General features: G+C 40.4%; 30 protein-coding genes and 1 pseudogene. 26 read left to right on the top strand and 5 right to left on the bottom strand.

All coding sequences use genetic code 11. The annotated features are described in order from the left end of the window. The first annotated feature begins 314 nt into the window (after nt 1–314). From MF4640_RS06315 to MF4640_RS06325, 3 genes are all read left to right on the top strand, one after another. Complete coding sequence (locus MF4640_RS06315) at nt 315–1,595, top strand: carbohydrate porin (protein ID WP_078389042.1); 1,281 nt, start codon at nt 315–317, stop codon at nt 1,593–1,595. Between the two features lie 108 nt (nt 1,596–1,703). Next, nucleotides 1,704–2,819, top strand: a complete 1,116-nt coding sequence (locus tag MF4640_RS06320; RefSeq protein WP_078389043.1) for an NADH:flavin oxidoreductase/NADH oxidase — start codon at nt 1,704–1,706, stop codon at nt 2,817–2,819. 100 nt (nt 2,820–2,919) lie between these two features. Further along, the gene (locus MF4640_RS06325; protein WP_078389044.1) at nt 2,920–3,843 is read left to right on the top strand and encodes an AEC family transporter; all 924 of its coding nucleotides are present in this window, start codon (nt 2,920–2,922) and stop codon (nt 3,841–3,843) included. Between the two features lie 42 nt (nt 3,844–3,885). Here the strand turns inward: MF4640_RS06325 and MF4640_RS06330 are convergent, their stop codons facing one another. After that, nucleotides 3,886–4,695, bottom strand: coding sequence for a tetratricopeptide repeat protein (locus MF4640_RS06330; protein ID WP_010327429.1), 810 nt, complete (start codon nt 4,693–4,695; stop codon nt 3,886–3,888). Nucleotides 4,696–4,988: 293 nt separating this feature from the next. Between MF4640_RS06330 and MF4640_RS06335 the strand changes: the two genes are divergently transcribed. Beyond that, the gene (locus MF4640_RS06335) at nt 4,989–5,234 is read left to right on the top strand and encodes a hypothetical protein (RefSeq protein WP_004695190.1); all 246 of its coding nucleotides are present in this window, start codon (nt 4,989–4,991) and stop codon (nt 5,232–5,234) included. A 338-nt stretch (nt 5,235–5,572) separates the two neighbouring features. After that, the gene (locus MF4640_RS06340; RefSeq protein ID WP_078389045.1) at nt 5,573–6,763 is read left to right on the top strand and encodes a PQQ-dependent sugar dehydrogenase; all 1,191 of its coding nucleotides are present in this window, start codon (nt 5,573–5,575) and stop codon (nt 6,761–6,763) included. A 67-nt stretch (nt 6,764–6,830) separates the two neighbouring features. Here MF4640_RS06340 and MF4640_RS06345 read toward each other — a convergent pair whose 3' ends face one another. After that, complete coding sequence (locus tag MF4640_RS06345; protein WP_078389046.1) at nt 6,831–7,553, bottom strand: YgfZ/GcvT domain-containing protein; 723 nt, start codon at nt 7,551–7,553, stop codon at nt 6,831–6,833. A gap of 261 nt (nt 7,554–7,814) precedes the next feature. Here MF4640_RS06345 and acnD point away from each other — a divergent pair, with 261 nt between their 5' ends. The 8 genes from acnD (at nt 7,815) to MF4640_RS06385 (ending at nt 13,831) form a co-directional block, all read left to right on the top strand. After that, a complete protein-coding gene (acnD, locus tag MF4640_RS06350; RefSeq protein WP_078389047.1) occupies nt 7,815–10,418 on the top strand; it encodes a Fe/S-dependent 2-methylisocitrate dehydratase AcnD in 2,604 nt (867 codons plus the stop codon). Between the two features lie 155 nt (nt 10,419–10,573). Next, entirely contained in the window at nt 10,574–10,795 is a 222-nt protein-coding gene (locus MF4640_RS06355; protein WP_171263860.1) for a hypothetical protein, read from the top strand. Nucleotides 10,796–10,817: 22 nt separating this feature from the next. Beyond that, entirely contained in the window at nt 10,818–11,699 is an 882-nt protein-coding gene (locus tag MF4640_RS06360; RefSeq protein WP_078389059.1) for a hypothetical protein, read from the top strand. 77 nt (nt 11,700–11,776) lie between these two features. Next, a complete protein-coding gene (locus MF4640_RS06365) occupies nt 11,777–12,007 on the top strand; it encodes an antitoxin (RefSeq protein ID WP_078389048.1) in 231 nt (76 codons plus the stop codon). Then, nucleotides 12,007–12,426 carry a type II toxin-antitoxin system tRNA(fMet)-specific endonuclease VapC gene (gene vapC, locus MF4640_RS06370; protein WP_078389049.1) on the top strand — a complete coding sequence of 140 codons (420 nt, stop codon included), beginning with the start codon at nt 12,007–12,009 and terminating at the stop codon, nt 12,424–12,426. Before MF4640_RS06365 ends, vapC begins: the two co-directional genes overlap by 1 nt. Nucleotides 12,427–12,556: 130 nt before the next feature. Further along, nucleotides 12,557–12,700, top strand: a complete 144-nt coding sequence (locus tag MF4640_RS06375) for a zinc ribbon-containing protein (protein ID WP_004695201.1) — start codon at nt 12,557–12,559, stop codon at nt 12,698–12,700. 118 nt (nt 12,701–12,818) lie between these two features. Further along, entirely contained in the window at nt 12,819–13,394 is a 576-nt protein-coding gene (locus MF4640_RS06380) for a DUF4126 domain-containing protein (RefSeq protein WP_078389050.1), read from the top strand. A 230-nt stretch (nt 13,395–13,624) separates the two neighbouring features. Next, nucleotides 13,625–13,831 carry a hypothetical protein gene (locus MF4640_RS06385; RefSeq protein ID WP_078389051.1) on the top strand — a complete coding sequence of 69 codons (207 nt, stop codon included), beginning with the start codon at nt 13,625–13,627 and terminating at the stop codon, nt 13,829–13,831. 80 nt (nt 13,832–13,911) lie between these two features. On the opposite strand, the gene MF4640_RS06390 is transcribed toward MF4640_RS06385, so the two are convergent. Further along, entirely contained in the window at nt 13,912–14,265 is a 354-nt protein-coding gene (locus MF4640_RS06390; RefSeq protein ID WP_005400273.1) for a hypothetical protein, read from the bottom strand. Between the two features lie 213 nt (nt 14,266–14,478). Here MF4640_RS06390 and MF4640_RS06395 point away from each other — a divergent pair, with 213 nt between their 5' ends. The 13 genes from MF4640_RS06395 (at nt 14,479) to MF4640_RS06455 (ending at nt 23,299) form a co-directional block, all read left to right on the top strand. Continuing rightward, entirely contained in the window at nt 14,479–15,177 is a 699-nt protein-coding gene (locus tag MF4640_RS06395) for a hypothetical protein (protein ID WP_171263861.1), read from the top strand. A gap of 107 nt (nt 15,178–15,284) precedes the next feature. Next, complete coding sequence (locus MF4640_RS06400; protein ID WP_005400275.1) at nt 15,285–15,557, top strand: hypothetical protein; 273 nt, start codon at nt 15,285–15,287, stop codon at nt 15,555–15,557. Nucleotides 15,558–16,145: 588 nt separating this feature from the next. Further along, nucleotides 16,146–16,541 carry a VOC family protein gene (locus tag MF4640_RS06405; RefSeq protein ID WP_078389052.1) on the top strand — a complete coding sequence of 132 codons (396 nt, stop codon included), beginning with the start codon at nt 16,146–16,148 and terminating at the stop codon, nt 16,539–16,541. 637 nt (nt 16,542–17,178) lie between these two features. Next, nucleotides 17,179–17,844, top strand: a complete 666-nt coding sequence (locus MF4640_RS06410) for an RluA family pseudouridine synthase (RefSeq protein ID WP_078389061.1) — start codon at nt 17,179–17,181, stop codon at nt 17,842–17,844. A gap of 277 nt (nt 17,845–18,121) precedes the next feature. Next, nucleotides 18,122–19,078: a DUF5660 family protein gene (locus MF4640_RS06415; protein ID WP_078389053.1), complete on the top strand. Its 957-nt coding sequence runs from the start codon at nt 18,122–18,124 to the stop codon at nt 19,076–19,078. 150 nt (nt 19,079–19,228) lie between these two features. Next, a complete protein-coding gene (locus MF4640_RS06420) occupies nt 19,229–19,615 on the top strand; it encodes a ribonuclease E inhibitor RraB (RefSeq protein WP_004695219.1) in 387 nt (128 codons plus the stop codon). A gap of 173 nt (nt 19,616–19,788) precedes the next feature. Beyond that, nucleotides 19,789–20,235, top strand: a complete 447-nt coding sequence (locus tag MF4640_RS06425; RefSeq protein WP_004983064.1) for an SRPBCC family protein — start codon at nt 19,789–19,791, stop codon at nt 20,233–20,235. A gap of 58 nt (nt 20,236–20,293) precedes the next feature. Beyond that, entirely contained in the window at nt 20,294–20,644 is a 351-nt protein-coding gene (locus MF4640_RS06430) for a DUF488 domain-containing protein (RefSeq protein ID WP_078389054.1), read from the top strand. Between the two features lie 180 nt (nt 20,645–20,824). Further along, nucleotides 20,825–21,163 carry a zinc ribbon domain-containing protein YjdM gene (locus tag MF4640_RS06435; protein ID WP_004695225.1) on the top strand — a complete coding sequence of 113 codons (339 nt, stop codon included), beginning with the start codon at nt 20,825–20,827 and terminating at the stop codon, nt 21,161–21,163. Nucleotides 21,164–21,304: 141 nt separating this feature from the next. After that, nucleotides 21,305–21,670: a 5-carboxymethyl-2-hydroxymuconate Delta-isomerase gene (locus MF4640_RS06440; protein ID WP_078389055.1), complete on the top strand. Its 366-nt coding sequence runs from the start codon at nt 21,305–21,307 to the stop codon at nt 21,668–21,670. Between the two features lie 233 nt (nt 21,671–21,903). Beyond that, on the top strand, nt 21,904–22,239 hold the full coding sequence (locus MF4640_RS06445; RefSeq protein WP_004695228.1) for a YegP family protein: 336 nt from the start codon (nt 21,904–21,906) through the stop codon (nt 22,237–22,239). Between the two features lie 110 nt (nt 22,240–22,349). Continuing rightward, a complete protein-coding gene (locus MF4640_RS06450) occupies nt 22,350–22,796 on the top strand; it encodes a YybH family protein (RefSeq protein ID WP_078389056.1) in 447 nt (148 codons plus the stop codon). Nucleotides 22,797–22,894: 98 nt separating this feature from the next. Then, nucleotides 22,895–23,299: an NUDIX hydrolase gene (locus MF4640_RS06455; protein WP_078389057.1), complete on the top strand. Its 405-nt coding sequence runs from the start codon at nt 22,895–22,897 to the stop codon at nt 23,297–23,299. Between the two features lie 26 nt (nt 23,300–23,325). Here the strand turns inward: MF4640_RS06455 and MF4640_RS06460 are convergent, their stop codons facing one another. Together MF4640_RS06460 and MF4640_RS18950 are read right to left on the bottom strand one after the other, a co-directional pair. Continuing rightward, entirely contained in the window at nt 23,326–24,072 is a 747-nt protein-coding gene (locus tag MF4640_RS06460; RefSeq protein ID WP_078389058.1) for an IS5 family transposase, read from the bottom strand. Nucleotides 24,073–24,148: 76 nt separating this feature from the next. Then, nucleotides 24,149–24,280, bottom strand: a pseudogene (locus MF4640_RS18950) (IS481 family transposase); the annotation flags it as partial.

Genomic DNA, 24,280 nt, shown 5'->3' on the forward strand with positions numbered 1-24,280 from the left:
TGTACACGCAAGATTGCAAGTGATTTCAGCAAGAGGCTTGGCTTTAGCACATTTTTAGAAAGCTAAACTGCGGGATTGCTTGCTGTGATCAGGAATTATCCTCTTTAAATTGCGTTCTCGAATCGTGTGAAAACTGCCATGAATCACCCAAATCAAATCTTCTATTTATCACTGTGGGTGATATTGATAACTTTTTTTTGACTTAATGATAAAAATTTTGCTGAGATCTTTGTTTAAAAATTATGTACTTTTCATTAAATTTTTCATTTAAATGAAATGAATTGTTCTTCATTTTAGTTTGGGGCTTAGGTTTTATGCGACAGTTTTCTTTCTCTTTATTTGCAACAGCAATGTGTGCCTGGGCGACAGTGAGTCATGCGGAGCAGATGTTAGATGTACAGGGTCAGTATTTGTTTGGTGACTGGCAGGGAAAACGAACTGAATTGGCGCAAAAAGGCATTAAGTTTGAAGCCAATGCTTTAACAGATACCAACTATTTGGCGGATGGCGGCCGCAATGCAGGTGCAAGCCCAAGTACCGCTTCGCAGTTTTGGTTAGGTACACAATTTGATTTAGAAAAGCTAGCCGGCTGGGAAGGGGTCACCATTCGTTTTGTTGCGACTGCGCGTCAAGGACAAAGTACCTCAATTCGAGATTTGCAAGATCCTTCTGCACCGCAATTAGCCAATGTGCAAGCCACCTATGGCCGTGGAAACCAAGACAGCCGTTTATCTGAGCTTTCGATTGAAAAGCGATTTAAAGAACAAGGGCTCAGTGTCAAAGTTGGGCGACTGGGTTTGGGTTCTGATTTTGATGTGATGGCGTGTGATTTTGTCAGTAATGCCTTTTGCGCCGCGCAAATGGGGAAATGGCAGGGTAATATCTGGATGAATACGCCGGTTTCACAATGGGGTGGTCGCATTAAGTATCAACTGACCCCTGAAGTGGCAACTCAAGTGGGTGTTTATGAATTCAATCCAGATAATGGCAATGGAAAAGCCGAAGGACAAGGTTGGAGCTTAGACACAGAGCATGCCGATGGTGTGACTATTCCTGTGGAAGTGATTTGGACACCGAAAGCACTGTTCAATGGTTTGGCGGGGAGCTATCGGGTTGGTGGGATATATAACACCGCAGATGATCCAAATAACCAATATGATGTGGCTTATGGCAAAGGTGTGGTTGGCGAAGACCGGACATTTGCAGGATGGATTGCCATCGAACAGCAACTGACTTCAACGGGTGCAGGGCGCCAAGGTTTGCATAGTTTTGCCAACTTTACATGGCATGACCGCATCACCAATAAAGTAGACAACTCGCAACAAGTGGGGCTGAAATATATTGGGGTATTTGAGCAGCATCCGACGGATATTGTAGGTTTGGGGGTGAATCGTGTACATCTGAATGAGCGATTCACTGCGGGTAAAGCACAGTTTGATGCGAGTGCGGAATACAATATTGAACTGAACTATAGCTATAACGCTACGCCGTGGTTAATGTTACGTCCCAACATTCAGTATGTGGTCAACTCAGGTTCAAGCCATGTGGTGGATAATGCACTGGTCTTGGGGCTCGGAAGCCGCATTATTTTCTAAATGGATAGCCATAAAAGTGCAAAGGTTTGACAGCAGATTTGCACTTTTAGCGTTGAATGCAAGGTGCTTTATTTGTTATAGATCATAGTGAGTACAGGGAGAGCTGTGATGCCATTATTATTTCAACCCATTCAATTTGGGGATTTAAAATTAACAAATAAAATCGTGATTGCGCCGATGTGCCAATACTCAGCCAATGATGCGGGTGAGCTGAGCTATTGGCATGAGCAACAATGGGCCAATTATGCTTTGTCAGGTGCGGGCTTATGTATTGTTGAAGCGACAGCCGTACAAGCGGTAGGACGGATCAGTTTTGCGGACTTAGGACTGTGGAATGATTTGCAACGTGCACAAATGAAAGCCTTGCTCAGAAAAGTCAAAACACTCTCTCCAATGCCTTTTGCCATTCAACTGGCACATGCGGGGCGTAAAGCATCGACCGATCGACCTTGGTCGGGAAAAGGTCAGATGAAACCAAATGAACCCCATGGTTGGCAAACGGTGTCTGCCAGTGACGTCCCCTTTAAGCCCGAAGAGCATGCACCACATGCTTTGAGTGTGCCGGAGATGCAAGACATTATCGATGACTTTGCCAGTGCTGCAGTACGCGCAGTAGATGTAGGTTTTGAACTGATCGAGCTACATGCAGCCCATGGCTATTTGTTGCATCAGTTCATGTCACCGCTGTCGAACCAACGTACCGATGAATATGGCGGAAGTTTTGAAAACCGCATTCGATTTACCTTAGAAGTCTTCCAAGCCATTAAACAAGCTGTTCCTGAAAACTATCCTGTGGGTATACGTTTATCTGCGACCGATTGGATGGAGTCGACCGCAACAGAAAGTTGGGATATTGATTCAACAGTGGGGCTATCGAAAGCGTTGGAGCAACTCGGTGCGGCTTATATTCATGTTTCAAGTGGTGGCTTGCATGTGGAACAAGACATTCAGATTAAGGCCAAATATCAAGTGCCTTTTGCCCACGCAGTGAAACAAGCGGTGAAAATTCCAGTCATTGCGGTGGGATTGATTACAGAAGCCAAGCAGGCTGAACATATTTTAGAAGCGCAAGAAGCCGATGCAATTGGTCTGGCGCGCGCCATGTTGTATGACCCACGATGGCCGTGGCATGCAGCAGCAGAACTGGGTGGGAAAGTCTCTATCGCACCGCAGTATTTACGGTGTCAGCCACATGGGATCAAAGATTTGTTTTCTGCGTTTTAATCACATATTCGCCAATTGGTCTTTTAAAATATTTCAACTGAGTAAAGGTGTATCCTAGGATAGGTCTTTACTTACATCATCTGGAAAAGGAACAGCTTGAATGATTTTTTCGGTAATTTTTCCAGTATTTTTCCTGCTCTTCCTTGGTTCTGCCTCTGTCAAAATCCAATTACTCGCTAAAGAGCAAATGACTGCAATCAGTGCTTTTGTCATCAAAATTGCGTTACCTGCTTTATTGTTGCATGCCTTAGCTTCAAAAGATTTGCATGAAATTTGGTATCCGTCATATTTTTATGTTTATGCAGCTGTGACCTTTGGCTTATTTCTTACGGCTTTTATTTTAGGTCAAAAGTTGTTTAAGAATCACTTTACCCACGCTGCAGTCTTTTCACTGGGTGCATCCATGTCCAATACGGGGTTATTGGGAGCAGCAATTTTGACGCTGCTGATGGGAAGCGAAGCAATGATTTATATTTCATTGGTGGTGATCATTGAAAGTGTATTTCTTGTACCGCTGATGCTCACTCTGGCAGAAATAGGGCGACAAAGACAAGTCAATTTAGCCTCCATTTTAAAAACTACATTTCTCACGCTACTCAAAAATCCACTGTTTTTGTCGGTGATGATTGGTATGGGTTGTGCGATTTTCGAACTTCAAATTCCACATTTAATCGACCAAGTATTTGCGATGCTAGGCCTGACTGCTGCACCTTTAGCGCTCTTTATTATTGGTGGGGGAATGGTCGGGCTAACCATTCAATCGTTTAACCTGCAAACGGTTTATCTGGTGGTATCTAAAAATATTTGTATGCCGCTATTGGTTTATTTAGGACTGACCTATTTGACTGCATTGGACCCAAAGATGATTTATGCAGGGACCTTGATTGCGGCTTTGCCGATGCCGTCTTTGTTTGGAATTTTTGGGCAAGTGTATGGCTTAAATGAAAAAGCACTCACCCCATTGATGATCAGCACGTTATTGAGTTTTGTGGTGGTCAGTGTCTTGATTGGTCTTTGGTGGTGAAAAAAATACTCTCAATTGAGAGTATTTTTTTGAAGAAGAGATTTATTTTTTGACCGCAGCTGTTGCAGCAGGGGCTTTGGCTTGATCGGCAATCATTTTATCAACCATCGCCAAAGATTCTTTGGCTTGCGGTACATTTTCTTTAGCTAAAGCGGTGAAAATTTTCTTCGCTTCAGGCAAGTTCTGCGGAATGATATTGCCATTGGCAAACATATTGCCTACGGCCATCAGGGCAGGAATGTAACCTTTTTTGGCTAAGTCTTGAATGCTGTTGAGACCTTTTTGAATGGGTGCTTCTTGTTTGTTTTTAAAGCCTGTGCTGATGTCGTACAGGGCTTGTGCATGAATGGCTTGATAGTTGCCTTTTTTCACCAAAGGCTCAAGTTTCTTAAGGGCTAACTTTTCAGACTCTGGTTTATTTTCAGAAAATAACAGCACGGCATATTCAACGGTTGCATCATCAAAGCCTAGTTTAGATGCGGCTTCAAAGTGTTGTTTGGCTTTGTTAATGTCTTGAGGCAAGCCTAAAGTACCAGTGACATAGTTTTTCGCAAGCACATAATGCGCAACAGGGTAGCCTTTGTTTGCAGCATCTTGATAGAGCTGAATGGCTTTCTTCTCATTCTTCGCTGTGCCTTGGCCAGTCTGAGTCAAATAAGCCAAGTTATACATGGCTTGTGGGTTGCCAGACTTTGCCAGTTTTTCTAAAGCCTGATATGCCCCCGCCATATTGTTGGCTTTAACCATTTCCTCAATCTTGGCAAATTCGGGGTTGATGGTATCTTGAGTGGAGGCTGCAAGTGCAAGCTGGCTAGAGAGTGCAATTAAGCTTGCAAGTACGATTTTCTTCATGTTTTATAAACCTTTTTCTTACACATAAGTCCATCTATGTGTGTATTTGTTTTTAGTCATTTCACATCATAAGTTGAATTGTGTGAATGTAAATATCTGAATTGTGTCTTGGTCTTACAAATTTCCGTTGATTGTGTTGATCGGTATATATTTTTCCAATACAAACCGCGTGCTGTAGGGTGGAAAGGACCGAAACGTGTTATTGCTATTTGCAGCTGATGGCTTCGGGTTTTATTAGGATTCTGGCTTAGATTCTGTTTAAATAGCGCTGAAAAATGAGAAACGAGTTCATCATGTTTATTAAGTCAATTAAGCGAAATTATTTAAAAGTTTTGGCCGATGAGTCGATTCCAGATGGCGAAAAAATTGATGCCTTATTGATGAAATTGGGTGGTGAGTTTTTAGTGAGCAAAGATGACCGCGTGTATATCTTTGAAAAAGACGGTGTGACCGCAAAATTTGATGCTAAACATGCACGAGATTTTTCATTTAAAGACTATCTCTGCAAAGACATGAATAAGCTGTTTCATGATTTTTGATATTTAATATTCATTGAAAATGAGTGAACTATTAAATAAGGCTCTAAAAATAGTTTAAGTCCTTGGATGAGCCTTTTACCCAAGGACTGATGCTTGCTATAGAGTTAAAGCAATATTTTTTATGTTCTGTTTATAGCCGCAGAACGAGTGTGAATGGATTTACCCACTGCAAAGATACTTGCAGTGGTCAGGCTAAAAGATAATATAAAATAATAGTTTGTATATGAAGAGCCTATACGATTTTCTAGCAAAAGCGTTTGACTATGCACTCATCATTCAAGTTATATCCTATAAAAAAGAAGATTACTTTTCATAAGATGAATCGAGACGTATCTAAAATGATAAAAATATTCTCAATCTTATTCATATGTTTAGCTGGCTCAATGGTAGTTTTAGCTGGGCAGCCAAATCTTGTGCCTCATCAAATTAACTTGAAAAATGGGAAGCGCTTTTCTCTAAACCTTCCAGTAAATTACGACATCATTCCTGCGGCTGAGGGTTTAAAACGTGTTCGTTTTTTTAGCAAAGCACCTGACGGTAGAATGTTTGTCACGGATATGCACGATTTGACTGACAATAAAAAAGGCATTGTTTATATTTTGGATGAATGGAATGCTGAAACGGGAAAATTTGGTAAAATTATTCCTTATATGACAGGTCTGAAAAATCCAAATTCAGTTCAATTTTATACAGACTCTTCTGGGCAAGTCTGGTTATATTTGGCTGAAACGCATCAGCTCACCCGACAGAAATTTACCCGAGGTGAAATTAAACCCACGGGCAAAGCTGAAGTTCTAGCAACGTTTCCTGATTATGGTTTAAGTTATAAATATGGGGGCTGGCATCTAACGCGAACCGTTGCCGTAGGTGGAAACGGAAAAATTTATGTTTCAGTCGGCTCAAGTTGTAATGCTTGTGCCGAAAAAGAAACAGTCAGAGCGACTGTTTTAGAAATGAATCCCGATGGCTCGGAACAAAAGATTTATGCCAAAGGCTTACGCAATGCCGTCGGTTTGAAATGGGTAGGTAAATTTTTATTTGCCACGAATCAAGGTGCGGACCATTTAGGTAAACATAAACCTGATGAAACTTTTTATGCACTTAAACGTGATGTCGATTATGGTTGGGCTTCATGCTATTCGTCCAATGGTCAAATTTTTGCAGACCCAAAATTTAAACTTCCAACTGGATGTAAAAATGTACCGTCTCCTTATGCCTATTTCCCATCGCATTCGTCTGCACTTGGCTTTGATTATTTTGACCATCCAGACACAGATGAAGTCATCAAAAATTCTTTTTTAGTGGCATTGCATGGTTCTACGGATGCCACAATTGGTCATGGTTATAAAATTGTGATTATGCGTAAAGGGCAAAAATTACAGACCTTTATTGATGGGTTTTTAGTGGGTAAAAATGTCTATGGTCGACCTGCGGATATTTACCGTATAGATGCAAATTCCTTTTATTTTTCGGATGATAAGGGCGGTGTGGTTTATTATGTGAGGCGGAAAGAGTTCTCATCATTTTAAGTTTAAAAAAGCCCCAAAACCAAGAATAAGTTTTAGAGGCTAATTTATCAGTAAACAATTAAAACAATTACTGCGGTCTCGCCACATCACCATTTAAACGTTCTGGTAAGTCTAAAACTGTCACATCCAGTTCGGTCAAAGACTCAGGACGTGCCACCACCAACGCGACATAACCGCCATCAATCGCAGCGCTATTCACCACTTGAATACCTTTATTCAACTGTTCAGCTTGCGCAGGCGCACTGCCTGTACCCTGAATTAAATGCAACCATGCTTTTGGTTTGGCTTTAAACCATAAACGTGCAATCACTTCCTGACCCAAGTAACACCCTTTGTCATAGTGCACGCCTTCACGTTGGTGTAAACGAAGCTCTTGGGGTTGAAATACATGCTCAATGGCTTGAGTGATAAACGCTTCACCATGGGTAATGGCTTGTACTTTCCATGCCGAAATATCGGTAGGCTCAGCAGAAAAGGTGGTACGGTCTTGCGTAAAGGTTGGGAAAACTGAACCCATAGGTTCAAGTTTCATTTTAGAGAAAGCACCAAACTTTTTAATGTGCTTGGCAAACTCTTCCGACTGGTCTTGAGTGGTGACAATTTCAAAATGTTCAGGGTTACGTTTTGTCAGCCACAAACCAAAGTGAATACGGCCTTTCAAGTCGCAAATGGCGGTGTATTGCGTTGTATTTTCAGCTAAAGTTTCAACCTTGACCGTCACTTGGCCTTGTAAAAATTTGAGTGCATCTACACCAATTAAAGTGAAAGAGGAGAAAGCTAGATCGCTCATGAATTGCTCGCCTACCTTAAAATCTAATACTAAAGAATTAGGGCTATTTTCCGCTATTTTTCAGAAAAAATCATATTTAGAGTAAATATTTAAAAGTTAATGTAACTAAATATTTCAAAAACCCCTGTTTTTATATCTAAGTTCATGAAATATAAACGATTTGGGAAATGGGTTTTCGACAGTGTAGTATGCCTAGCAGACAAAGATGAATGGTCTAGTAAAGACAGTGAAGAAAAATGAAACACCAAAGGCAGGAACGCTATGAACAATAATCACCGCAAACCACTGCAAGGCACCCAGCTAGAATACTTTGATGTGCGAGAAGCCGTTGAACAGATTCAGCCAGGCGCTTATGCAAAACTTCCATACACTTCAAAGGTATTGGCTGAACAGTTAGTGCGTCGTTGTGATCCTGCCATTTTGGAGCAGTCACTAAAAGAACTGATTTTCTCAAAACAAGATCACGATTTCCCTTGGTATCCTGCGCGTGTGGTGTGCCATGACATTCTTGGACAAACGGCATTGGTTGACCTTGCGGGTTTACGTGATGCGATTGCTGACCAAGGTGGCGACCCATCGAAAGTGAATCCTGTGGTGCCGACTCAGTTGATTGTCGATCACTCTTTAGCTGTGGAATACGGTGGTTTTGATCCAGAGGCGTTTGAGAAAAACCGTGCTATTGAAGACCGCCGTAACGAGGACCGTTTCCACTTCATTGAATGGACCAAGACAGCATTTGAAAATGTTGATGTGATTCCTGCGGGTAATGGCATCATGCACCAAATCAACTTGGAGAAAATGTCTCCTGTGGTGCAAAGCCGTGAAGGCGTGGCATTCCCAGATACGTGTGTCGGTACAGATTCACACACACCGCATACCGATGCACTTGGTGTGATTTCGATTGGTGTCGGTGGTTTAGAAGCTGAAAATGTAATGTTAGGTCGTGCTTCTTGGATGCGTCTTCCAGATATTATCGGGGTTGAGTTTGTTGGACAACGTCAAGCGGGGATTACTGCAACAGATATCGTTTTAGCGTTAACTGAATTCTTACGTAAAGAACGTGTTGTCGGTGCGTACCTTGAGTTCTTTGGTGAAGGTGCAGACAGCATGTCAGTGGGGGATCGTGCCACGATTTCCAATATGACACCTGAATATGGCGCAACTGCGGCAATGTTCTATATCGACCAAAACACGATTGATTATTTAACCCTGACAGGTCGTGAAGCAGATCAAATCAAACTTGTAGAAACTTATGCCAAAGAAGTTGGTCTTTGGGCATCGGAGATGAAACAAGCAGAATATCCGCGTGTACTGCGTTTTGATTTATCGACTGTAACGCGTAATATTGCAGGGCCATCGAATCCACATGCACGTGTATCAACCAGCGACTTAAAAGCCAAAGGCATTGCAGGTGTGGTTGAACAGCGTACCGATGGTTTAATGCCTGACGGTGCTGTGATTATCGCTGCCATTACTTCGTGTACCAATACATCAAACCCACGTAACACGGTTGCAGCAGGTTTATTGGCACGTAAAGCCAATGAATTAGGCTTAACACGTAAACCTTGGGTGAAATCTTCTTTTGCACCTGGTTCTAAAGCTGCTGCTTTATATCTTGAAGAAGCAGGCGTATTGACTGATTTAGAAAAACTCGGTTTTGGTATCGTGGCGTATGCATGTACCACCTGTAACGGTATGTCAGGTGCTTTAGACCCTAAATTACAACAAGAAATTATTGACCGTGACCTGTATGCAACTGCGGTACTTTCGGGTAACCGTAACTTCGATGGTCGTATCCATCCTTATGCAAAACAAGCGTTCTTGGCATCTCCTCCGCTGGTTGTAGCGTATGCGATTGCAGGAACCATTCGTTTTGATATTGAAAAAGATGCATTAGGAAACGACAAAGACGGTAACCCAATTTACCTCAAAGACATCTGGCCTTCAGATGAAGAAATTGATGCTTTGGTCAAAGAAGCGGTAAAACCTGAACAGTTCCGTAAAGTGTACATTCCAATGTTTGACTTGGGTGTAACGGAAAAAGCGGCAAGTCCGTTATATGACTGGCGTCCACAAAGTACGTATATCCGCCGTCCACCGTACTGGGAAGGGGCTTTGGCTGCACCTCGTACACTGGCAAATATGCGTCCACTTGCGATCTTGCCTGACAACATCACCACAGATCATTTGTCACCATCGAATGCAATTATGATGGATTCGGCAGCGGGTGAGTACCTACATAAAATGGGCGTACCTGAGGAAGACTTTAACTCCTATGCAACGCACCGTGGTGACCACTTGACGGCACAACGTGCGACTTTTGCGAATCCGAAATTGTTTAATGAAATGGTGGTTCGTGCGGACGGTACGATCAAGCAAGGTTCGAAAGCACGTGTTGAGCCTGAAGGCGAAGTGATGCGTATGTGGGAAGCGATTGAAACGTATATGAATCGTAAGCAACCGCTCATCATCATTGCAGGTAAAGACTATGGTCAGGGTTCTAGCCGTGACTGGGCTGCAAAAGGTGTGCGTCTTGCTGGTGTTGAAGCGATTGTGGCGGAAGGTTTTGAGCGTATTCACCGTACTAACTTGGTGGGTATGGGCGTGTTACCGCTTGAGTTTAAAGCAGGAACTGACCGTAAAACTTTAGGTTTAGATGGTACGGAGCTGTATAGCGTGATTGGTAATATCGCACCGCGTTCGACTTTAACTTTAGTGATTGAACGTGCGACAGATGAAGGTAAGAGTGAAATCGTTGAAGTGCCTGTAACTTGTCGTTTAGATACCGAAGAAGAAGTGTCTGTATATGAAGCGGGTGGTGTATTACAACGTTTTGCGCAGGATTTCTTGGAAGGGAATGTTTAAATAATCTCCCCTAACCCCTCTTTGAGAAAGAGGGGAACTCCCTCCTTTTCCAAGGTGAGAAGCGTTGCTTCGCAAGGGGGAAGATTAAAGTTATTGGTTTTGTTTAAAAAAAGCTCTAAATTTAATTGGAGCGTTTTTTATTTCGGGGGGAAATTATGGAAATTTATAAAGATATTACTAATGATTCTAATGTAACGCATTACGACATTGGAGATACATATATTAAAGTCAAATTTAATGGAACAGCTAAAATTTATACCTATAGCTATTCTGGAAAGGCAGGAAAGTACCATGTAGATAGAATGAAAATTTTAGCTAAATCTGGAGATGGATTAAATTCATATATTAATCTGAATGTTAAATATAAATATGACTGATTTTTTCTATAAGAGAAGAATAATGAGTGAGCAGAGCTTCGAGACTTGGATTAATAATTTAACTGCAACTGAAATTGAAGAAATAAATAAAAAACAGCATGAAGAAAATGTTAGACAGGTAAAAGCTTTTAAAAAAGGCTATCAGAAAGAAAAATGCTATCTATGTGGTAAAGATTTTAAAACCATGAGCGTAGAAGAACCGTGTTTACATTGGTTATTACGTCTTTGTAAATTCCAAAAGAAACATTTTAAAAACGTGTATGAAAAATATAGTTATCACAATATTGCCGCTTTTTTAAGATGGTGTGCAAATGAAGAAAAGTTACTTTCAAACATTAATGATTTAGAAAGTGAAAGGTCTGGACGTAAGATTTTATCTTCCACCATAAAATGGAAAAATATTGAATGGACTTTCGATTGTACAGAAAAAGATGCTACTGGACATCAAGGGACTTATATTGACTATCCTCACTATCATTTTCAAATGAGGATAGATAGAAGACCCTTCATAAACTTTAATGAATTCCATGTTCCTTTTTCAAAAGAAGACTTAGAAATTTTAAAATTAATAGCTAATCCTAATGTGATTCAAAATTTTGGTGTCGCAGGTTGTGGTATGCAGGATGCCGTAAGTGTTGATCCTGATAAAATAGTTGAATTAGCTTCTCCTTCAGAAAATGAAGATAATGCAACTTATCATTTCTCTACTATAGTAGAAATGACTGAAAATCCTATTTCAGGTGAGGAGCTTTATGAGATTCAAATGGAAGCAAAAGCTAAAGGTAAATCCTTTACTTATATGCTAAATAAAAAACTAGGTGATCGAGCGAAAATACAAACTGTTATTAGTCCAGCCGAAGCAATTCCAGATATTGCTGCGAGAACAGAGCATAAAAGAAGGTAGACTAAAAAAAATCTGATTGAAAAACACCCAGTAAATACCTATCATAAGGTATATATCAAAACTGATGGAGTAGCCCTATGACTACCGCAAAAGTTTTTATGACTGGTCGAAGCCAAGCTGTTCGCTTACCGAAAGAATTTCGCTTTAAAGGTACAGAGGTTGAAATCTTCCGCCGTGGTGATGAAGTGATTCTCCGTGAAAAGCCAGTCACCGTAGATCGGTTATTTAAAGTATTAGCGCAAATGCCGAATGACTTTTATGCAGAAGAAAGAGTGGATGAATCATCACAAGAACGAGAAGAGTTCTAATGCAGACACAATATTTATTAGATACCAACATTTGTATCTATATCATCAAACATCAACCTGAAATTGTCCGTCAGCATTTTGAAAAACACCTTCCACATCGAAATATTTTAATTTCAGTCATTACTTTGGGGGAGTTGCGTTTTGGTGCAGAGAAAAGTCAGCAAAAAGAAAAAGCCCTAAAAGTAATAGATGAATTAACATCAATGATTCAAGTGGTTGAGTTAGATGAATATGTTGCTGATCACTATGCGCAAATACGTCAAGATCTTTCATCCAAGGGACAGATTATTGGTGCAAATGATTTGTGGCTTGCTGCGCATACACGTGCGAATAATTGGGTGATGGTGACCAATAATGAAAAAGAATTTTTGCGTGTCGATGGATTGCAGATCGAAAATTGGGTGTCTAACATCTTGTAAGACGTTTAGATTTTCTATGGAAATCATTTCTTGCCCAAATGCCATCATCATTTGTCGAAATGATCAATAGACATTCATCATAAAAGGCATATACTAGTAAGACCATTTTCTAAACATATGGAGAACAAAAATGGTTACTGCTGGCGAAAAACCTGGAACAGGCTTCTATTTTTGTGTTCAATGCGGACACCGCGTCTACTTAGAAATTGGTACAGATCGTTTACCCCCGTGTACCAAATGCCAAGGCAATCAATTTAACAATAAGAATGCCTAAGCCAAAGATTTAACAGTTACCCACTGTTTAAAAGAAAAGCCCTATCACCCGATAGGGCTTTTTGCTAAGTTATAAAAAAGATAAAAACATCCCAACTTAGGCCACACAGGAAAAGCACATGGAAACCATATTAGGACTTTGTATCGGTATTGGCTTAAGTGCGGCCTGTGGCTTTCGTGTCTTTGTCCCACTCTTGGTCATGAGCCTTGCATCTATTATGGGATGGTTCGAACCAATGCAAGGTTTTGAATGGTTAAGTATGCCATCGGTGTGTATTGCCTTAGCCATTGCAACTGTCTGTGAAATTGCAGCCTATTACATACCATGGGTCGACAACGCTTTAGACACCATTGCAACGCCAGCCGCGATGGTCGCAGGAACACTCACTACTATGGCGGTTATCAGCGGGGAAATGTCACAGTTTGCCAGTTGGGCCGCGGCAATCATTGTGGGTGGAGGAACAGCAGGCGCCGTGCAAATGAGTACCGTTGCCGTTCGAGGGATTTCAACCGCGACGACAGGCGGGGTCACCAACCCACTGGTGTCTACAGTGGAGTGGGTCGGTGCCGTTTTACTGTCCGTGCTTTCACTACTGGTTCCTGTCTTGGTGGTGATTGTAGGCATTATTTTGGCGATCTGGGCCGTACGTTGGTTTAAACGTAAAAAACAAGAAAGTATCAGCACACCTTTATAGTTTCAGCAGTTTTCTTATGGTGTTGTTGGGTCTTTAAATTTAAAGATAGCGTGGCTAATTTTTTGGTTAGTGGACATCAATCCTTTTAACTTGATATGGCTTAGAGGTCAGTTTCACTTTTAAAATAATGATTGATTTTCATACGCTATCCGTTTAATTTTATAAATACATACTTTTTTTATGGTTTTGTTTGTAGTTGAACTTTATAAAAATTATTCGGGGAACTGTAAATGATAAAATTTATTGTAAATGAACACCCTAGTGAAAAAGGCATCCATCATATTCATAATGCATCCTTAGGCTGTGCCGACTTACCCAGCTCGGAGGATCAAATTCTGATTGGTTATTTTGCCAATTACGAGCTGGCTTATAAACGGGCAAGAATGAACTGGCCCAGAGAAAAAGTCGAAGGCTGTGACAAGTGTTGTTTCAAATAGCCAAAAGCAAAAAAGCTCTGCAATTTATGCAGAGCTTTTCATTGTTGGATATGGATGCTCTATTTTTAAGCATTACAACATTAATGAATTTCAATTCGGGTCGTGACCTTAATTTTTCGACACTCTCGGTCAGCTTCAACTAAAGCGCGAATTTTAAAGTCAGAAAATCGTACTGCTCGGTTTTGCATAGCAAACTGTTCAGGTGTTTTAATTTCCAAACACTGAAAAGGGCGCAGATTTTTTAGGATGTGCTTTTGTTTTTCCGTCATGTTCTGTGTCGATAAGTACACATAGCCTTTGGTGGTTTTTAACAATACTTCATTTGGCTGTGTTTCAGTTGAGCTGGTGACTTTAACGATATGTGTTTTTAACACTTTGCATGCACTGAGGGAAAGCGCAAGGCACAGCATCAGCAGGGCAGTTTTGGTTTTCATGATGAAGCGTATTTGAATGGTCTTTCGCCACTTTAGCCGAAAGTTTTCAACGGCAGCAATCAAAATATGACATGGATACAGTCATCTGTTTTTAATTGTAGAACATTCTACAAATAGACTTCTGTTAAATGCTAAGCTTCAGCACAGATGCCAAAAATGAAGCATTTATTAGTGTGCTCTTTTACCTACTTTATTTAAAAAATTAACAAAACTATGAAAAAACAGTTCATTCTCACTTCTCTAATGTTCGCTGCAATGTTGGGTATATCCACCAATCTCTGTGCTGAAAACTTAAGCGCAGCGGATATTCAGCGACACAAAGCCACCAACCAATACCAAGCTTACCTTCCCGCAAAATATACGGTGTATGAGGTCGTGCAAGGGGATTTAAACAAAGATGGCTTAAAAGATGTGGTTTTAATCGTCAAAGGTACAGATCCGAAACAATGGGTCACCGATGAATACCGTGGAAAACTAGATCGCAACCGCCGTGGTGTGATTGTGCTGTTGAATACCAAAGGGCACTACCAAAAAGTCGTTCAGAACCTGTCACTGTTTTCTTCAGAAAATGAAGATGGCGGTGTGTACTTTGCGCCTGAGTTGGTGCCCTCTATCGAAAAAGGCCTGTTAAAACTACATTATGCCCATGGCCGTTATGGATATTGGGCCTATCAGTTTCGTTTAGAGGGGCGTGATATGCGCTTGATTGGCTATGACAGCTCCGATAATTTTGGCCCTTATGTGAACAGTGAAACCAGTGTCAATTTTCTCACGGCTAAGAAGCTGGTCAGAGAAAATCTCAACAAAGACTCGGATAGCGACCCTAAATTTAAAGAAATATGGAGCAAAGTGAGTGTTGCTCCGCTGTATTTGAGCAAAATTCAGGACATCGATGATCTGAGTCTTGAATAGTGTTGGCTTAGTTTTTGCTAACTTATATCTCAAAATGCACTTTTATGAGTGACGTGAGTCTGAGGCATCAGTCACATGACTGCTTGGATTATGTATAGGGGAAAGCGATGGAAAATAAAGAACTGCTCTTGAGTGCTGCAGAGAAACCTAAGCTGAGTACGGCTGCTCATTTGATGGCAGGTTGGCCTTTGTTTTTAGTGATGATTGGTGGTGCAATCGGTGGAGCCTTAGCCGTTGTTGCTTATGTGATTAACCGAAAAATCTATCTGTCTCAGCTCAGTAATCTGCAGAAAGTTTTAGCTAATTTACTCTGTGGTATGTCCGCGATCAGTTTGTGGTGGTTTATTGCAACTTGGTTGCAAGGTTATATGGGGACTTAAACGTTCTGAAATGATGGTGTAAAAAATGATAGAAGTTCATTTTTATGCGATGAAATAGATGATTCAATTGTCATTATGAATGTTTTTATCAAATCTAATTTTATTTATGGAAATATTTTTCATCATCGCTTGAAATTAGCCGATCTTAGGAAATTCATCCCGCACCAATTTGCTTAATATAGCGTTTAAGGGCACAGGAATCGAAAAGAGTAGTTTGCGACTCGTTATCTATCAGATCAGCGTCGTACTTACCCACAAGGTCTCGATTCGGCTTAGGACGCTATAGATTATCCATTTATAGGCAAAAGTTTAGAACTTACCCAGTTTTAATCGTTGAAGTTATCTCCTGATCCCTAGAAACAACATGATAAAAACAACACGATAAAAGATACATCCATTCAAATATTTTCTTCTATTTTAAACTTTTATATTGCCCCGAATTTATCCAAATATTTGCTCTAACTGTGACCAAACAAATTGGCGCTTTGGTTTACGAAAACGGCTTTAAAAAAATTGCGATTTGATAACATTGGAACGCTTTGAGTTCTGCTATAACCATTAAAAGTCTGATAAAAATATGGAACAACAATGAAAATATATGTCACCAGTATCATGGTCGATAGCCAAGAAAAAGCCTGTCAGTTTTATACAGAAAAACTCGGTTTTAAAATCAAACATGATGTACCTGTGGGTGATTATCGTTGGCTGACCTTGGTTTCACCCGAAAGTCCAGAGGGTGTTGAACTGCTACTGGAGCCTGATGCACATCCCGCGGCACAGCCATTTAAGGCCGCAATTAAAGCAGATCTAATTCCCTATACTTCTTTTCAAGTAGATGACCTTGATGCGGAATATGAACGGCTCAAAAACTTAGGGGTGCGCTTTACTAGTGAACCGATGCGGGCCGGAAAAGTCAAAGTTGCAGTCTTTGATGATACCTACGGGAATCTCATTCAGCTGATGCAGGTCTGTGCAGGAAGTTGAATTTCTCATCTGTGATGTAGCAAAGAAATAAAATCCTGAGAAAAGCGCTTTTATGTGAGAAAAAAATCATAAATACGCTGCATTTGGGAAAATATTTTTTAGATAACCTGAAAGCCAAGATTTTTTTCCAAAAATAGCCAAAAAGACTTTATCTTCGGGAAACAATCCCGCCCTTGGATTGTTAAATTATATCTCAAGGGTGTGACGGGATCGAAAAGAGTAGCATGCTACCAGTGGCGCAAAACGCGTGAGTAGTACTTACCCAAAAGGTCTTGATTCGGCTTAGGACGCTATAAATCAAAAGTTTATAGGCTATAAGATCATCACTTACAAAGTTATGATAGTTGAAGTAAACAACATGTTTTCCCAGACACCCTAAAAAATTTGAACTCGAATAAAAGATAAATCAAAAAATAAATTTTAATATTTCCAGCGAAAATCGAAAAATCCTGCTGTTGTAGTTTCACTTACATCATTTAATTTTAAACTTTCAATCCAATCAGCCCTGCTAAAAAGCTGGTTTTATATAGGGTGATGGACGCCTAGGATTAAGGCTGTTTTCCATATTTGGTGAATGATTGACAGCAGAAACACAGCTTGCTATTTTTCGCGCTCGCTTTTGTATGCTGTTATTCCTATGGCTCTAAATGACAACTTTATATATTCACCGCCCCAAGAAGACTTGGTAATCGTTTATGAAGACGATGATTTGGTGGTGATTGAAAAGCCTGCGGGCTTGTTGTCTGTGCCAGGACGTTTACCAGAACACCAAGACAGTGCCTATTTAAGGGTTTTAGCGCAGTACCCACATGCCAAAATTACCCATCGTTTAGATATGGCGACCTCGGGGATTTTAATGTTTGCCAAGCACCGCGAGGCCGAAGTCGCCGTCAGTAAAATGTTCCAAGCCCGCACGGTGGACAAACACTATATTGCTTTAGTTCAAGGCCAGTTGGATGCTGAAGGCAGTGTTGAAGTCCCCCTGATTACTGACTGGGAAAATCGCCCACGGCAGATCGTACACTTTGAGTTGGGCAAACCTGCAAAAACACTTTATCAAGCTCTTAGCTATGATACTGAGACCGATATTACGAGAGTTTTACTGACTCCGATTACGGGGCGTTCACATCAGCTCCGTGTGCATATGCAATATATTGGGCATCCAATTACAGGGGATAAGTTGTATCACCCTGAGCCGACACGAAGCCCATTAAAACGTATGGCCTTACATGCCAGTTTTCTCGCCTTTCAGCAGCCTTTAAGTGGAAAATCGGTCGCGATTCATGGACGAGTGCCATTTTAACTGTGTCACACTTTATTTATATTTTGAGAAATACTTAAAATTTGGGATATCGAGTAGTTTAAAAAAACGTTAGCGTAAGTTGTGTAAGTGCAGTTTTATCCAGTGTGCTTATCTTTGTTGAAATTAACATTTGAGTTTGGCTTTTTGGCCATGGTCACGATTGATTGAAATTGAATGAAAATATGTTTGTCTGTTCCAAGGCTTACTGTTCGAGTTTCATGTGTTCTTACAGCTGAGTCTTTAAAAGAAAAATGACGTTTCCGTAGGGAGATAGGCCATGCTTTATGTATTCGCTGTCATTCTTGTGCTGCTGTGTGCGGTTATATGCGGGCAAAAAATACACAGCCTTGCCCAAAAAAAGAAGATTGAATCCTTAGAAAGCAATTTAGAGCGCAGCCGAAACAGTTTAGAAGTTTATGAACAGCAGCAAAGTGAATTACAACATCGGCTGACCAGTTTAAGAATTGAGCTTGGAACACTCAGACAACGTAACGAAACTTTGAGTCCTTACCAAGAAATTATTGATGTCGAACACTATGTCATTGAACGACACAACCAAGTTGAATTGTTTGCTGAAACAGTCAAATTTGATGCTGAACAGATGCTTAAACAATGTCGGCAGCGCATTGAAAAAGTACATCACTTCTTAACGGAGTATGAGCGTAAAGCCAAAGAAGTTACCATGCAGCGCGCCAGAGAAAAACTGGGTGCTTTTTTTCACATGGCTGAAGAGCGACAACATCTGGCTGAAATATCAAAGGCCTTACACCATAAAATTGAAACCTACAGCCAAAGTTATCAACTGCCTTCGGAGCAGTTATTAGATGAACTCATCGAAGGCTATGGGAAAACGGATGCGGCTGGTCATTTACTGAAAGTTCGGCAACAGGTGATTCGTGCGGTTGAGCAAAATGATGTTGTGACCTGCGCTTTTATGGATGAACATCGACGATTATCGGTGATGGTTTTGGTTTCACAGTTGTTTAATACGAAAGCAGATTTTTATTTACAACGTGTGAGTAAAGACAATCTTGGTCTTTTGATTCAAGCTTTGCAGGATGACTTTACCCTCATCAATCACTATGGTGCGGCCTTTGGTCATACTCGTATACAAGACAGTTATTTGGCTTTACGCCTAGAAGAACTAAAATTTGCAGCCTTATTAGAAAGCTTAAAAAGCAGCGATTTACAGTTTCAAGCGGACATTTTAGTTGAAGATCGGGTTTTACACTAACACGGCAAAGCCAGCGTGAAATAAAGTCCAAACAACCTTCGAAAAATCAGATGTACCTGCTATAAAAATGAGCAAAATATGCTATGTTGAAGTCACTATTTTGTCACTTGCCAACGATATATTGGCTAAAAAGATAACAAGGACATACGCATGACACGTGATTATGAATTATATCCAGATGATGATAACGGAAATGTACTTTGGCAAATGGCTGAGGATGGCGACGACCTATCTGAACCGCATGAAATAGAATATTCAATTGCCTTTCAAGAGCAGTCACAAGCAGAAAAGTGTGCGTTGTATTTATTACAAGAAGAGCAAAAAATCACTTTGTTTGTCGATGAAGAAAGCGACGTATCTGAGTGGATTATTACCATCTATGTGTACATGGAACCTGAGTATTCAGACATTGTCGACTTAGAGCAATGGTTTACTAAAATTGCAGAACAGTTTGGTGGCGAATATGATGGCTGGGGCTGTATGGCCTATGTCTATGACGACGAAGATGATGAGGATTATGAGCAAGGTCAGGCTTAAAAAAAATGGTCAAATTTAAAGCATGTTGAAAAACATGCTTTTTTTGTTGGTGGGTAGAAAAAGACAGCAGGCCACGTTTGGCTATTTAAAAAAAAGATGCACAAAAAAAATACAGTATGTGGGTTTGAGCGTTTTAAAATAAATCTGAATATTTGAAAAGAACGAGAACAATCATGTCAAATAGTGTTCAATTACACCGCGTATTTAGTGCGCCCGTCGAGCGCGTCTATCGTGCTTTTACCACCGCAGATGCTTTAGTGAAGTGGATGGCACCACACGGCTTTACCGCACATGTAGATCACTTTGATTTGCGAGAAGGTGGTCAATATCGCATGTTCTTTACCAACTTCAGTACAGGCATGCAGCATTCATTTCATGGCACTTATCATGAAATTGTTGAAAACTGTTTATTACGCTATACCGATGAGTTCGATGTACCTGAACTAGCAGGAAAAATTGAAGTGCGTGTTGAGTTTAAAGAAGTATCTGTCGGTACAGAGGTTCATATTACGCAGTCTGGTTTACCCGATGTGATTCCTGTCGATGGCTGTTATCTGGGTTGGCAAGAGTCGTTGCAACTCTTGGCTTTTTTAGTGAATCCAGACATTCCCGATGAATAGTGCTTCGTCATCGTTGAACAATTGAATAAGTTGCATAAAAGAATAAAAGGAGTTTTGCATGCCAATACGCATGAAGCGGATTTATGCACCTGTCGAGGCAGAGGATGGCAAACGGATTTTGGTTGATCGGTTGTGGCCACGAGGGGTCTCAAAACTTGACGCTAAAATAGATGTTTGGCCAAAAATTCTCACACCATCCAATGAACTGCGGAAATGGTACCACCAAGACGTGGTGGCACACTGGGATGAGTTTAAAGTCCGTTATCTGAAAGAACTGGAAGCATATCCCACCGAGTTAAATGATTTGCGCCAATTGGCGGTGCAAGAGCAGATCACGTTACTCACCGCAGCCAAAGAAGAACAGCATAACCATGTGGTGATTCTGAAGCAGTGCTTGGAACAAAAATAAGCGTTGTAGTGATGCCATTACAGTTAAAATTTATATTGCTCTAAGCCTTATTTGATCCATCTTGTGACAAGGTTAAAGCCTTAAAATAAATATGTGATTCGCATCGTTTTCATCTGAAAAATGCTATATTGGCGTTTTGAGCAATATGAATTGCTTATTTTTTTTATTTTTGAGGTTTTTATGTCTTTACCCAACTGCCCAAAATGCCAGTCCGAATATACCTATGAAGATGGTGACTTGCTGATCTGCCCTGAATGTTCAAACGAATGGAAAGAGGGAGAAGCAACTGAAGAAGTGGTAGCAATCAAAGATGCCAACGGCAATTTACTTGCTGACGGTGACACGGTAACGGTGATTAAAGATTTAAAAATTAAAGGTTCGTCATCGGTGGTGAAAGTCGGAACCAAAGTGAAAAATATTCGTTTACTGCCAGATGCCGCAGATGGTCATGACATTGACTGTAAGATTGACGGTGTCGGTGCGATGAAACTGAAATCTGAGTATGTGAAAAAAGCCTAATCCGCTGAGTTTGAAGTTCGAGATTAAAACGGAGTCAATTAGACTCCGTTTTTGTTTTTTCAGCCATTCTAAAAAGACATTTAAACGTTGAAACACCAGCACAGCATGCTATAAAGATAAAAATCTGTTGAAGAATACGCTATGCCACATATCCACCTTGAATATTCAGACAATATCGACACCCTTGAAGTTAAGCCGATTTTATTGGCGTTAAACCAAGCTTTGCTAGATGGTCAGTTTGTACAATCGGGCAATGACATCAAAAGTCGTGCTATTCGACAGTCCGATTTTGTGATTGGGGTAGATGGCGATGCACAGGCTTATTTGCATGCCAAAGTGTCCTTATTAAGCGGACGAGATGAAGCCACCAAGTGTGCCATTTCGAGCCAATTGCTTAAAACTTTGCAGCAAAACTTTACAGCCCCTCAGGATTTAACGGTACAAATTTGTGTAGAAATTATTGAAATGCCAAAAAGCAGTTATAGCAAATTGGTATTAAAAGCATAAAATTATGAAGAGTGCCAAACCGTTTATTGGGCTGAGATAGTATGTCATTTAAACGGTTTGTGGCTGTCATGCGTTATTCATATGGCGCTGTTATCTTAAAAAAATAAAATTTGGGCTGGTAGTAAATGCACTTTTTTTTATAAAAGAAGTCATTTATATTTTATGAAATTGGATGTTTTTTTATTCAGTTTTGGTGGATCTACAATCACTTTAAAATAACAATAGGTGAGCTTATGTCAGGATGGTACGAAGTAAGTCAGGCAAATGATGGCCAATATCGCTTTGTATTAAAAGCGGGAAATGGCGAGGTCATTTTGACCAGTGAACTGTATAAAGCAAAAGCGTCAGCACATAATGGAATTGAGTCGGTGCAAAAAAACAGCCCCGATGATACGCGTTATGAACGCTTAGAAGCCAAAAATGGCAAACCTTATTTTAACTTAAAGGCTGCCAATCATCAGATTATTGGTACCAGTCAGTTTTATGCCAGTGAGCAATCCCGAGACAAAGGCATTGAATCGGTCAAAAACAATGGTTCAAGTACCACGATTAAGGATTTGACGACTTAAGATCAGATTACATATTTTGCTTGTTTTAAGAATTAAAGAAAACCGCGTGTTTGCTATGGATGGCGCACGCGTTTTTTTATGCGGTTTGATTTGTAGTGTGGGAGTGCGATGTGGATTTTCGATTAGTTGGAGATGAGCATGCAGGGCATGAAATTATCTTCAAACTCAAACAATGGGATGATGCCATTTGTAAAATGGATGTACAAAATATCATTCGTCTTTGTCAGAGTGATGTCAGCTTGTTTGATATTGGGTTTGAGCTGCAAGGTGTGCAAGCCTATCAAGAATTGTGGAGACGATATGCCCCATTTTTTCAGGGGGAAATCAAAGTGTTTAGGCGTAACATCAATATTTTTAGTCGTGACGGTTTAGCTTTTTTACATTGTTATTCTAAATTGGATCATGCCAGTGGTGTTGCAACTCCAGAGATTCCTTGGTGCAGAACTACGCTGTGTTTTCAAAAAACAGTAGGTGAGTGGTTGGTTGCCCATCAGCATATTTCGGTGCCTGTGGACTTTGAAACTAAAATGTCAAAGCCGATTTATTTTCCAGACTGAGCTCGCTAAAGCTTTAGATTGGGTACAGGTTGAGCCACCTCCGTTTTGCGGGGCTATGTTTTTAATGACAACATGAACAACTTAAGAAGAAGGTATCTATGGCATTTCAAGACTTTTACCGACTGAGTTCTCATGCGGTGCTGACCAATGATGCAGGACAGGTTTTATTACTGAAAGCCAATTATGCCGGTCAGGCTTGGGGGCTACCCGGTGGAGCCTTGGATATGGGAGAAACCATTCATCAGGCTTTGCTGCGTGAGTGCCAAGAAGAACTCGGTTGTCAGGTTCAGATCGAGTATTTGTCGGGTGTGTATTTTCATTCGGCGGTGACCTCACATGCCTTTATTTTTAGATGTCATTTGGCTGCATCTGCTGAGATCAGGCTCAGTGATGAACATACGGCCCATGCTTGGTTTGATCTAGATCAGCTGCCGAGAGTACAACGAATTCGCGTTGAAGATTGTTTAAATTACACAGGTATAGTGCAAAGCCGAAGTTTTTGAGTGCAAGATTAGGGTCTGTTGACATTTCATAATGGCAACCAAATGTATATGCAAGCTAAAGCAACAGCATTTTCATAATTACGTTTTAGCTTGTCATATCGAGTTGCTATTCCTCTAAATTGCTTCAATCTTGCAAAAGCATTTTCCACTAAGTGCCTAATTTTATATAGATTCCAGTCCATCTGATTATTGTTGGACTGCGTATTTGACTTTCGGGGAATATTGGCTTTTGTATTCGTCGCCCTTATTTGCTCTCGTAGTGGTTCAGAATCATAACCCTTATCTGCACATAAGACCTCGGTTTCTTCCAAATCTAATTTTTCAACTAGCTCAGGCGCAACTTTAACATCATGTGTTGTTCCATTCGTGATGATAATTTCAATTGGATTACCATAAGAATCAACAGCTAAATGTATTTTTGAACTATTTCCACCAATGCTTTTTGATATAGCTTGATCTTTTAACCCAGCAGAGTGTTGATGTGCCCTGATATGAGAACCATCAATAAAAATCCACTCTTTATCTGTATGTTTACTGATTAATTTAAATATTTTTATCAGTTTATTATGTTTAGACCATCGACTATATTTTTTGAATATCGAATTTGGATTACCAAAATCTGGTGGTAAATCTCGCCATGGGCAACCTGTTCTGATTCGATAAAGAATAGCTTCAATAAAATGTCTAAGATTTCGTTTGAGATAAATATCAAAATTACGCAGAATAGTTTCTAACTTTGACCAGTGTTGATCATTCAGCATTGTACGAGGCATAGCGAGTAGTGAATTTGGTTTGGCGATTGAATTTTACTTATTCGCTATTTTTTTATACAGCAAATGTCAACAGACCCTAAGTGTTTAGTCCCGGCATTTGATGGATCGGATCAATTTTAAAAAGTTCAGGTTCATCTGTCCACTGTTTGCAGATGAATTCGTAGGGAGTCAGGCCCCTGAGTGTTTTGAGTCTGCGGCCGAAGTTGTA

Source organism: Acinetobacter sp. MF4640 (assembly GCF_002018895.1).
Taxonomy (GTDB): Bacteria; Pseudomonadota; Gammaproteobacteria; order Pseudomonadales; family Moraxellaceae; genus Acinetobacter; species Acinetobacter johnsonii.

What these genes read in the sequence shown, in the direction of transcription:
- MF4640_RS06315 (WP_078389042.1), top strand. Translation starts at nt 315, where the DNA reads ATGCGACAGTTTTCTTTCTCTTTATTTGCAACAGCAATGTGTGCCTGG.
- MF4640_RS06320 (WP_078389043.1), top strand. Translation starts at nt 1,704, where the DNA reads ATGCCATTATTATTTCAACCCATTCAATTTGGGGATTTAAAATTAACA.
- MF4640_RS06325 (WP_078389044.1), top strand. Translation starts at nt 2,920, where the DNA reads ATGATTTTTTCGGTAATTTTTCCAGTATTTTTCCTGCTCTTCCTTGGT.
- MF4640_RS06330 (WP_010327429.1), bottom strand. Translation starts at nt 4,695, where the DNA reads ATGAAGAAAATCGTACTTGCAAGCTTAATTGCACTCTCTAGCCAGCTT.
- MF4640_RS06335 (WP_004695190.1), top strand. Translation starts at nt 4,989, where the DNA reads ATGTTTATTAAGTCAATTAAGCGAAATTATTTAAAAGTTTTGGCCGAT.
- MF4640_RS06340 (WP_078389045.1), top strand. Translation starts at nt 5,573, where the DNA reads ATGATAAAAATATTCTCAATCTTATTCATATGTTTAGCTGGCTCAATG.
- MF4640_RS06345 (WP_078389046.1), bottom strand. Translation starts at nt 7,553, where the DNA reads ATGAGCGATCTAGCTTTCTCCTCTTTCACTTTAATTGGTGTAGATGCA.
- acnD (WP_078389047.1), top strand. Translation starts at nt 7,815, where the DNA reads ATGAACAATAATCACCGCAAACCACTGCAAGGCACCCAGCTAGAATAC.
- MF4640_RS06355 (WP_171263860.1), top strand. Translation starts at nt 10,574, where the DNA reads ATGGAAATTTATAAAGATATTACTAATGATTCTAATGTAACGCATTAC.
- MF4640_RS06360 (WP_078389059.1), top strand. Translation starts at nt 10,818, where the DNA reads ATGAGTGAGCAGAGCTTCGAGACTTGGATTAATAATTTAACTGCAACT.
- MF4640_RS06365 (WP_078389048.1), top strand. Translation starts at nt 11,777, where the DNA reads ATGACTACCGCAAAAGTTTTTATGACTGGTCGAAGCCAAGCTGTTCGC.
- vapC (WP_078389049.1), top strand. Translation starts at nt 12,007, where the DNA reads ATGCAGACACAATATTTATTAGATACCAACATTTGTATCTATATCATC.
- MF4640_RS06375 (WP_004695201.1), top strand. Translation starts at nt 12,557, where the DNA reads ATGGTTACTGCTGGCGAAAAACCTGGAACAGGCTTCTATTTTTGTGTT.
- MF4640_RS06380 (WP_078389050.1), top strand. Translation starts at nt 12,819, where the DNA reads ATGGAAACCATATTAGGACTTTGTATCGGTATTGGCTTAAGTGCGGCC.
- MF4640_RS06385 (WP_078389051.1), top strand. Translation starts at nt 13,625, where the DNA reads ATGATAAAATTTATTGTAAATGAACACCCTAGTGAAAAAGGCATCCAT.
- MF4640_RS06390 (WP_005400273.1), bottom strand. Translation starts at nt 14,265, where the DNA reads ATGAAAACCAAAACTGCCCTGCTGATGCTGTGCCTTGCGCTTTCCCTC.
- MF4640_RS06395 (WP_171263861.1), top strand. Translation starts at nt 14,479, where the DNA reads ATGAAAAAACAGTTCATTCTCACTTCTCTAATGTTCGCTGCAATGTTG.
- MF4640_RS06400 (WP_005400275.1), top strand. Translation starts at nt 15,285, where the DNA reads ATGGAAAATAAAGAACTGCTCTTGAGTGCTGCAGAGAAACCTAAGCTG.
- MF4640_RS06405 (WP_078389052.1), top strand. Translation starts at nt 16,146, where the DNA reads ATGAAAATATATGTCACCAGTATCATGGTCGATAGCCAAGAAAAAGCC.
- MF4640_RS06410 (WP_078389061.1), top strand. Translation starts at nt 17,179, where the DNA reads ATGGCTCTAAATGACAACTTTATATATTCACCGCCCCAAGAAGACTTG.
- MF4640_RS06415 (WP_078389053.1), top strand. Translation starts at nt 18,122, where the DNA reads ATGCTTTATGTATTCGCTGTCATTCTTGTGCTGCTGTGTGCGGTTATA.
- MF4640_RS06420 (WP_004695219.1), top strand. Translation starts at nt 19,229, where the DNA reads ATGACACGTGATTATGAATTATATCCAGATGATGATAACGGAAATGTA.
- MF4640_RS06425 (WP_004983064.1), top strand. Translation starts at nt 19,789, where the DNA reads ATGTCAAATAGTGTTCAATTACACCGCGTATTTAGTGCGCCCGTCGAG.
- MF4640_RS06430 (WP_078389054.1), top strand. Translation starts at nt 20,294, where the DNA reads ATGCCAATACGCATGAAGCGGATTTATGCACCTGTCGAGGCAGAGGAT.
- MF4640_RS06435 (WP_004695225.1), top strand. Translation starts at nt 20,825, where the DNA reads ATGTCTTTACCCAACTGCCCAAAATGCCAGTCCGAATATACCTATGAA.
- MF4640_RS06440 (WP_078389055.1), top strand. Translation starts at nt 21,305, where the DNA reads ATGCCACATATCCACCTTGAATATTCAGACAATATCGACACCCTTGAA.
- MF4640_RS06445 (WP_004695228.1), top strand. Translation starts at nt 21,904, where the DNA reads ATGTCAGGATGGTACGAAGTAAGTCAGGCAAATGATGGCCAATATCGC.
- MF4640_RS06455 (WP_078389057.1), top strand. Translation starts at nt 22,895, where the DNA reads ATGGCATTTCAAGACTTTTACCGACTGAGTTCTCATGCGGTGCTGACC.
- MF4640_RS06460 (WP_078389058.1), bottom strand. Translation starts at nt 24,072, where the DNA reads ATGCCTCGTACAATGCTGAATGATCAACACTGGTCAAAGTTAGAAACT.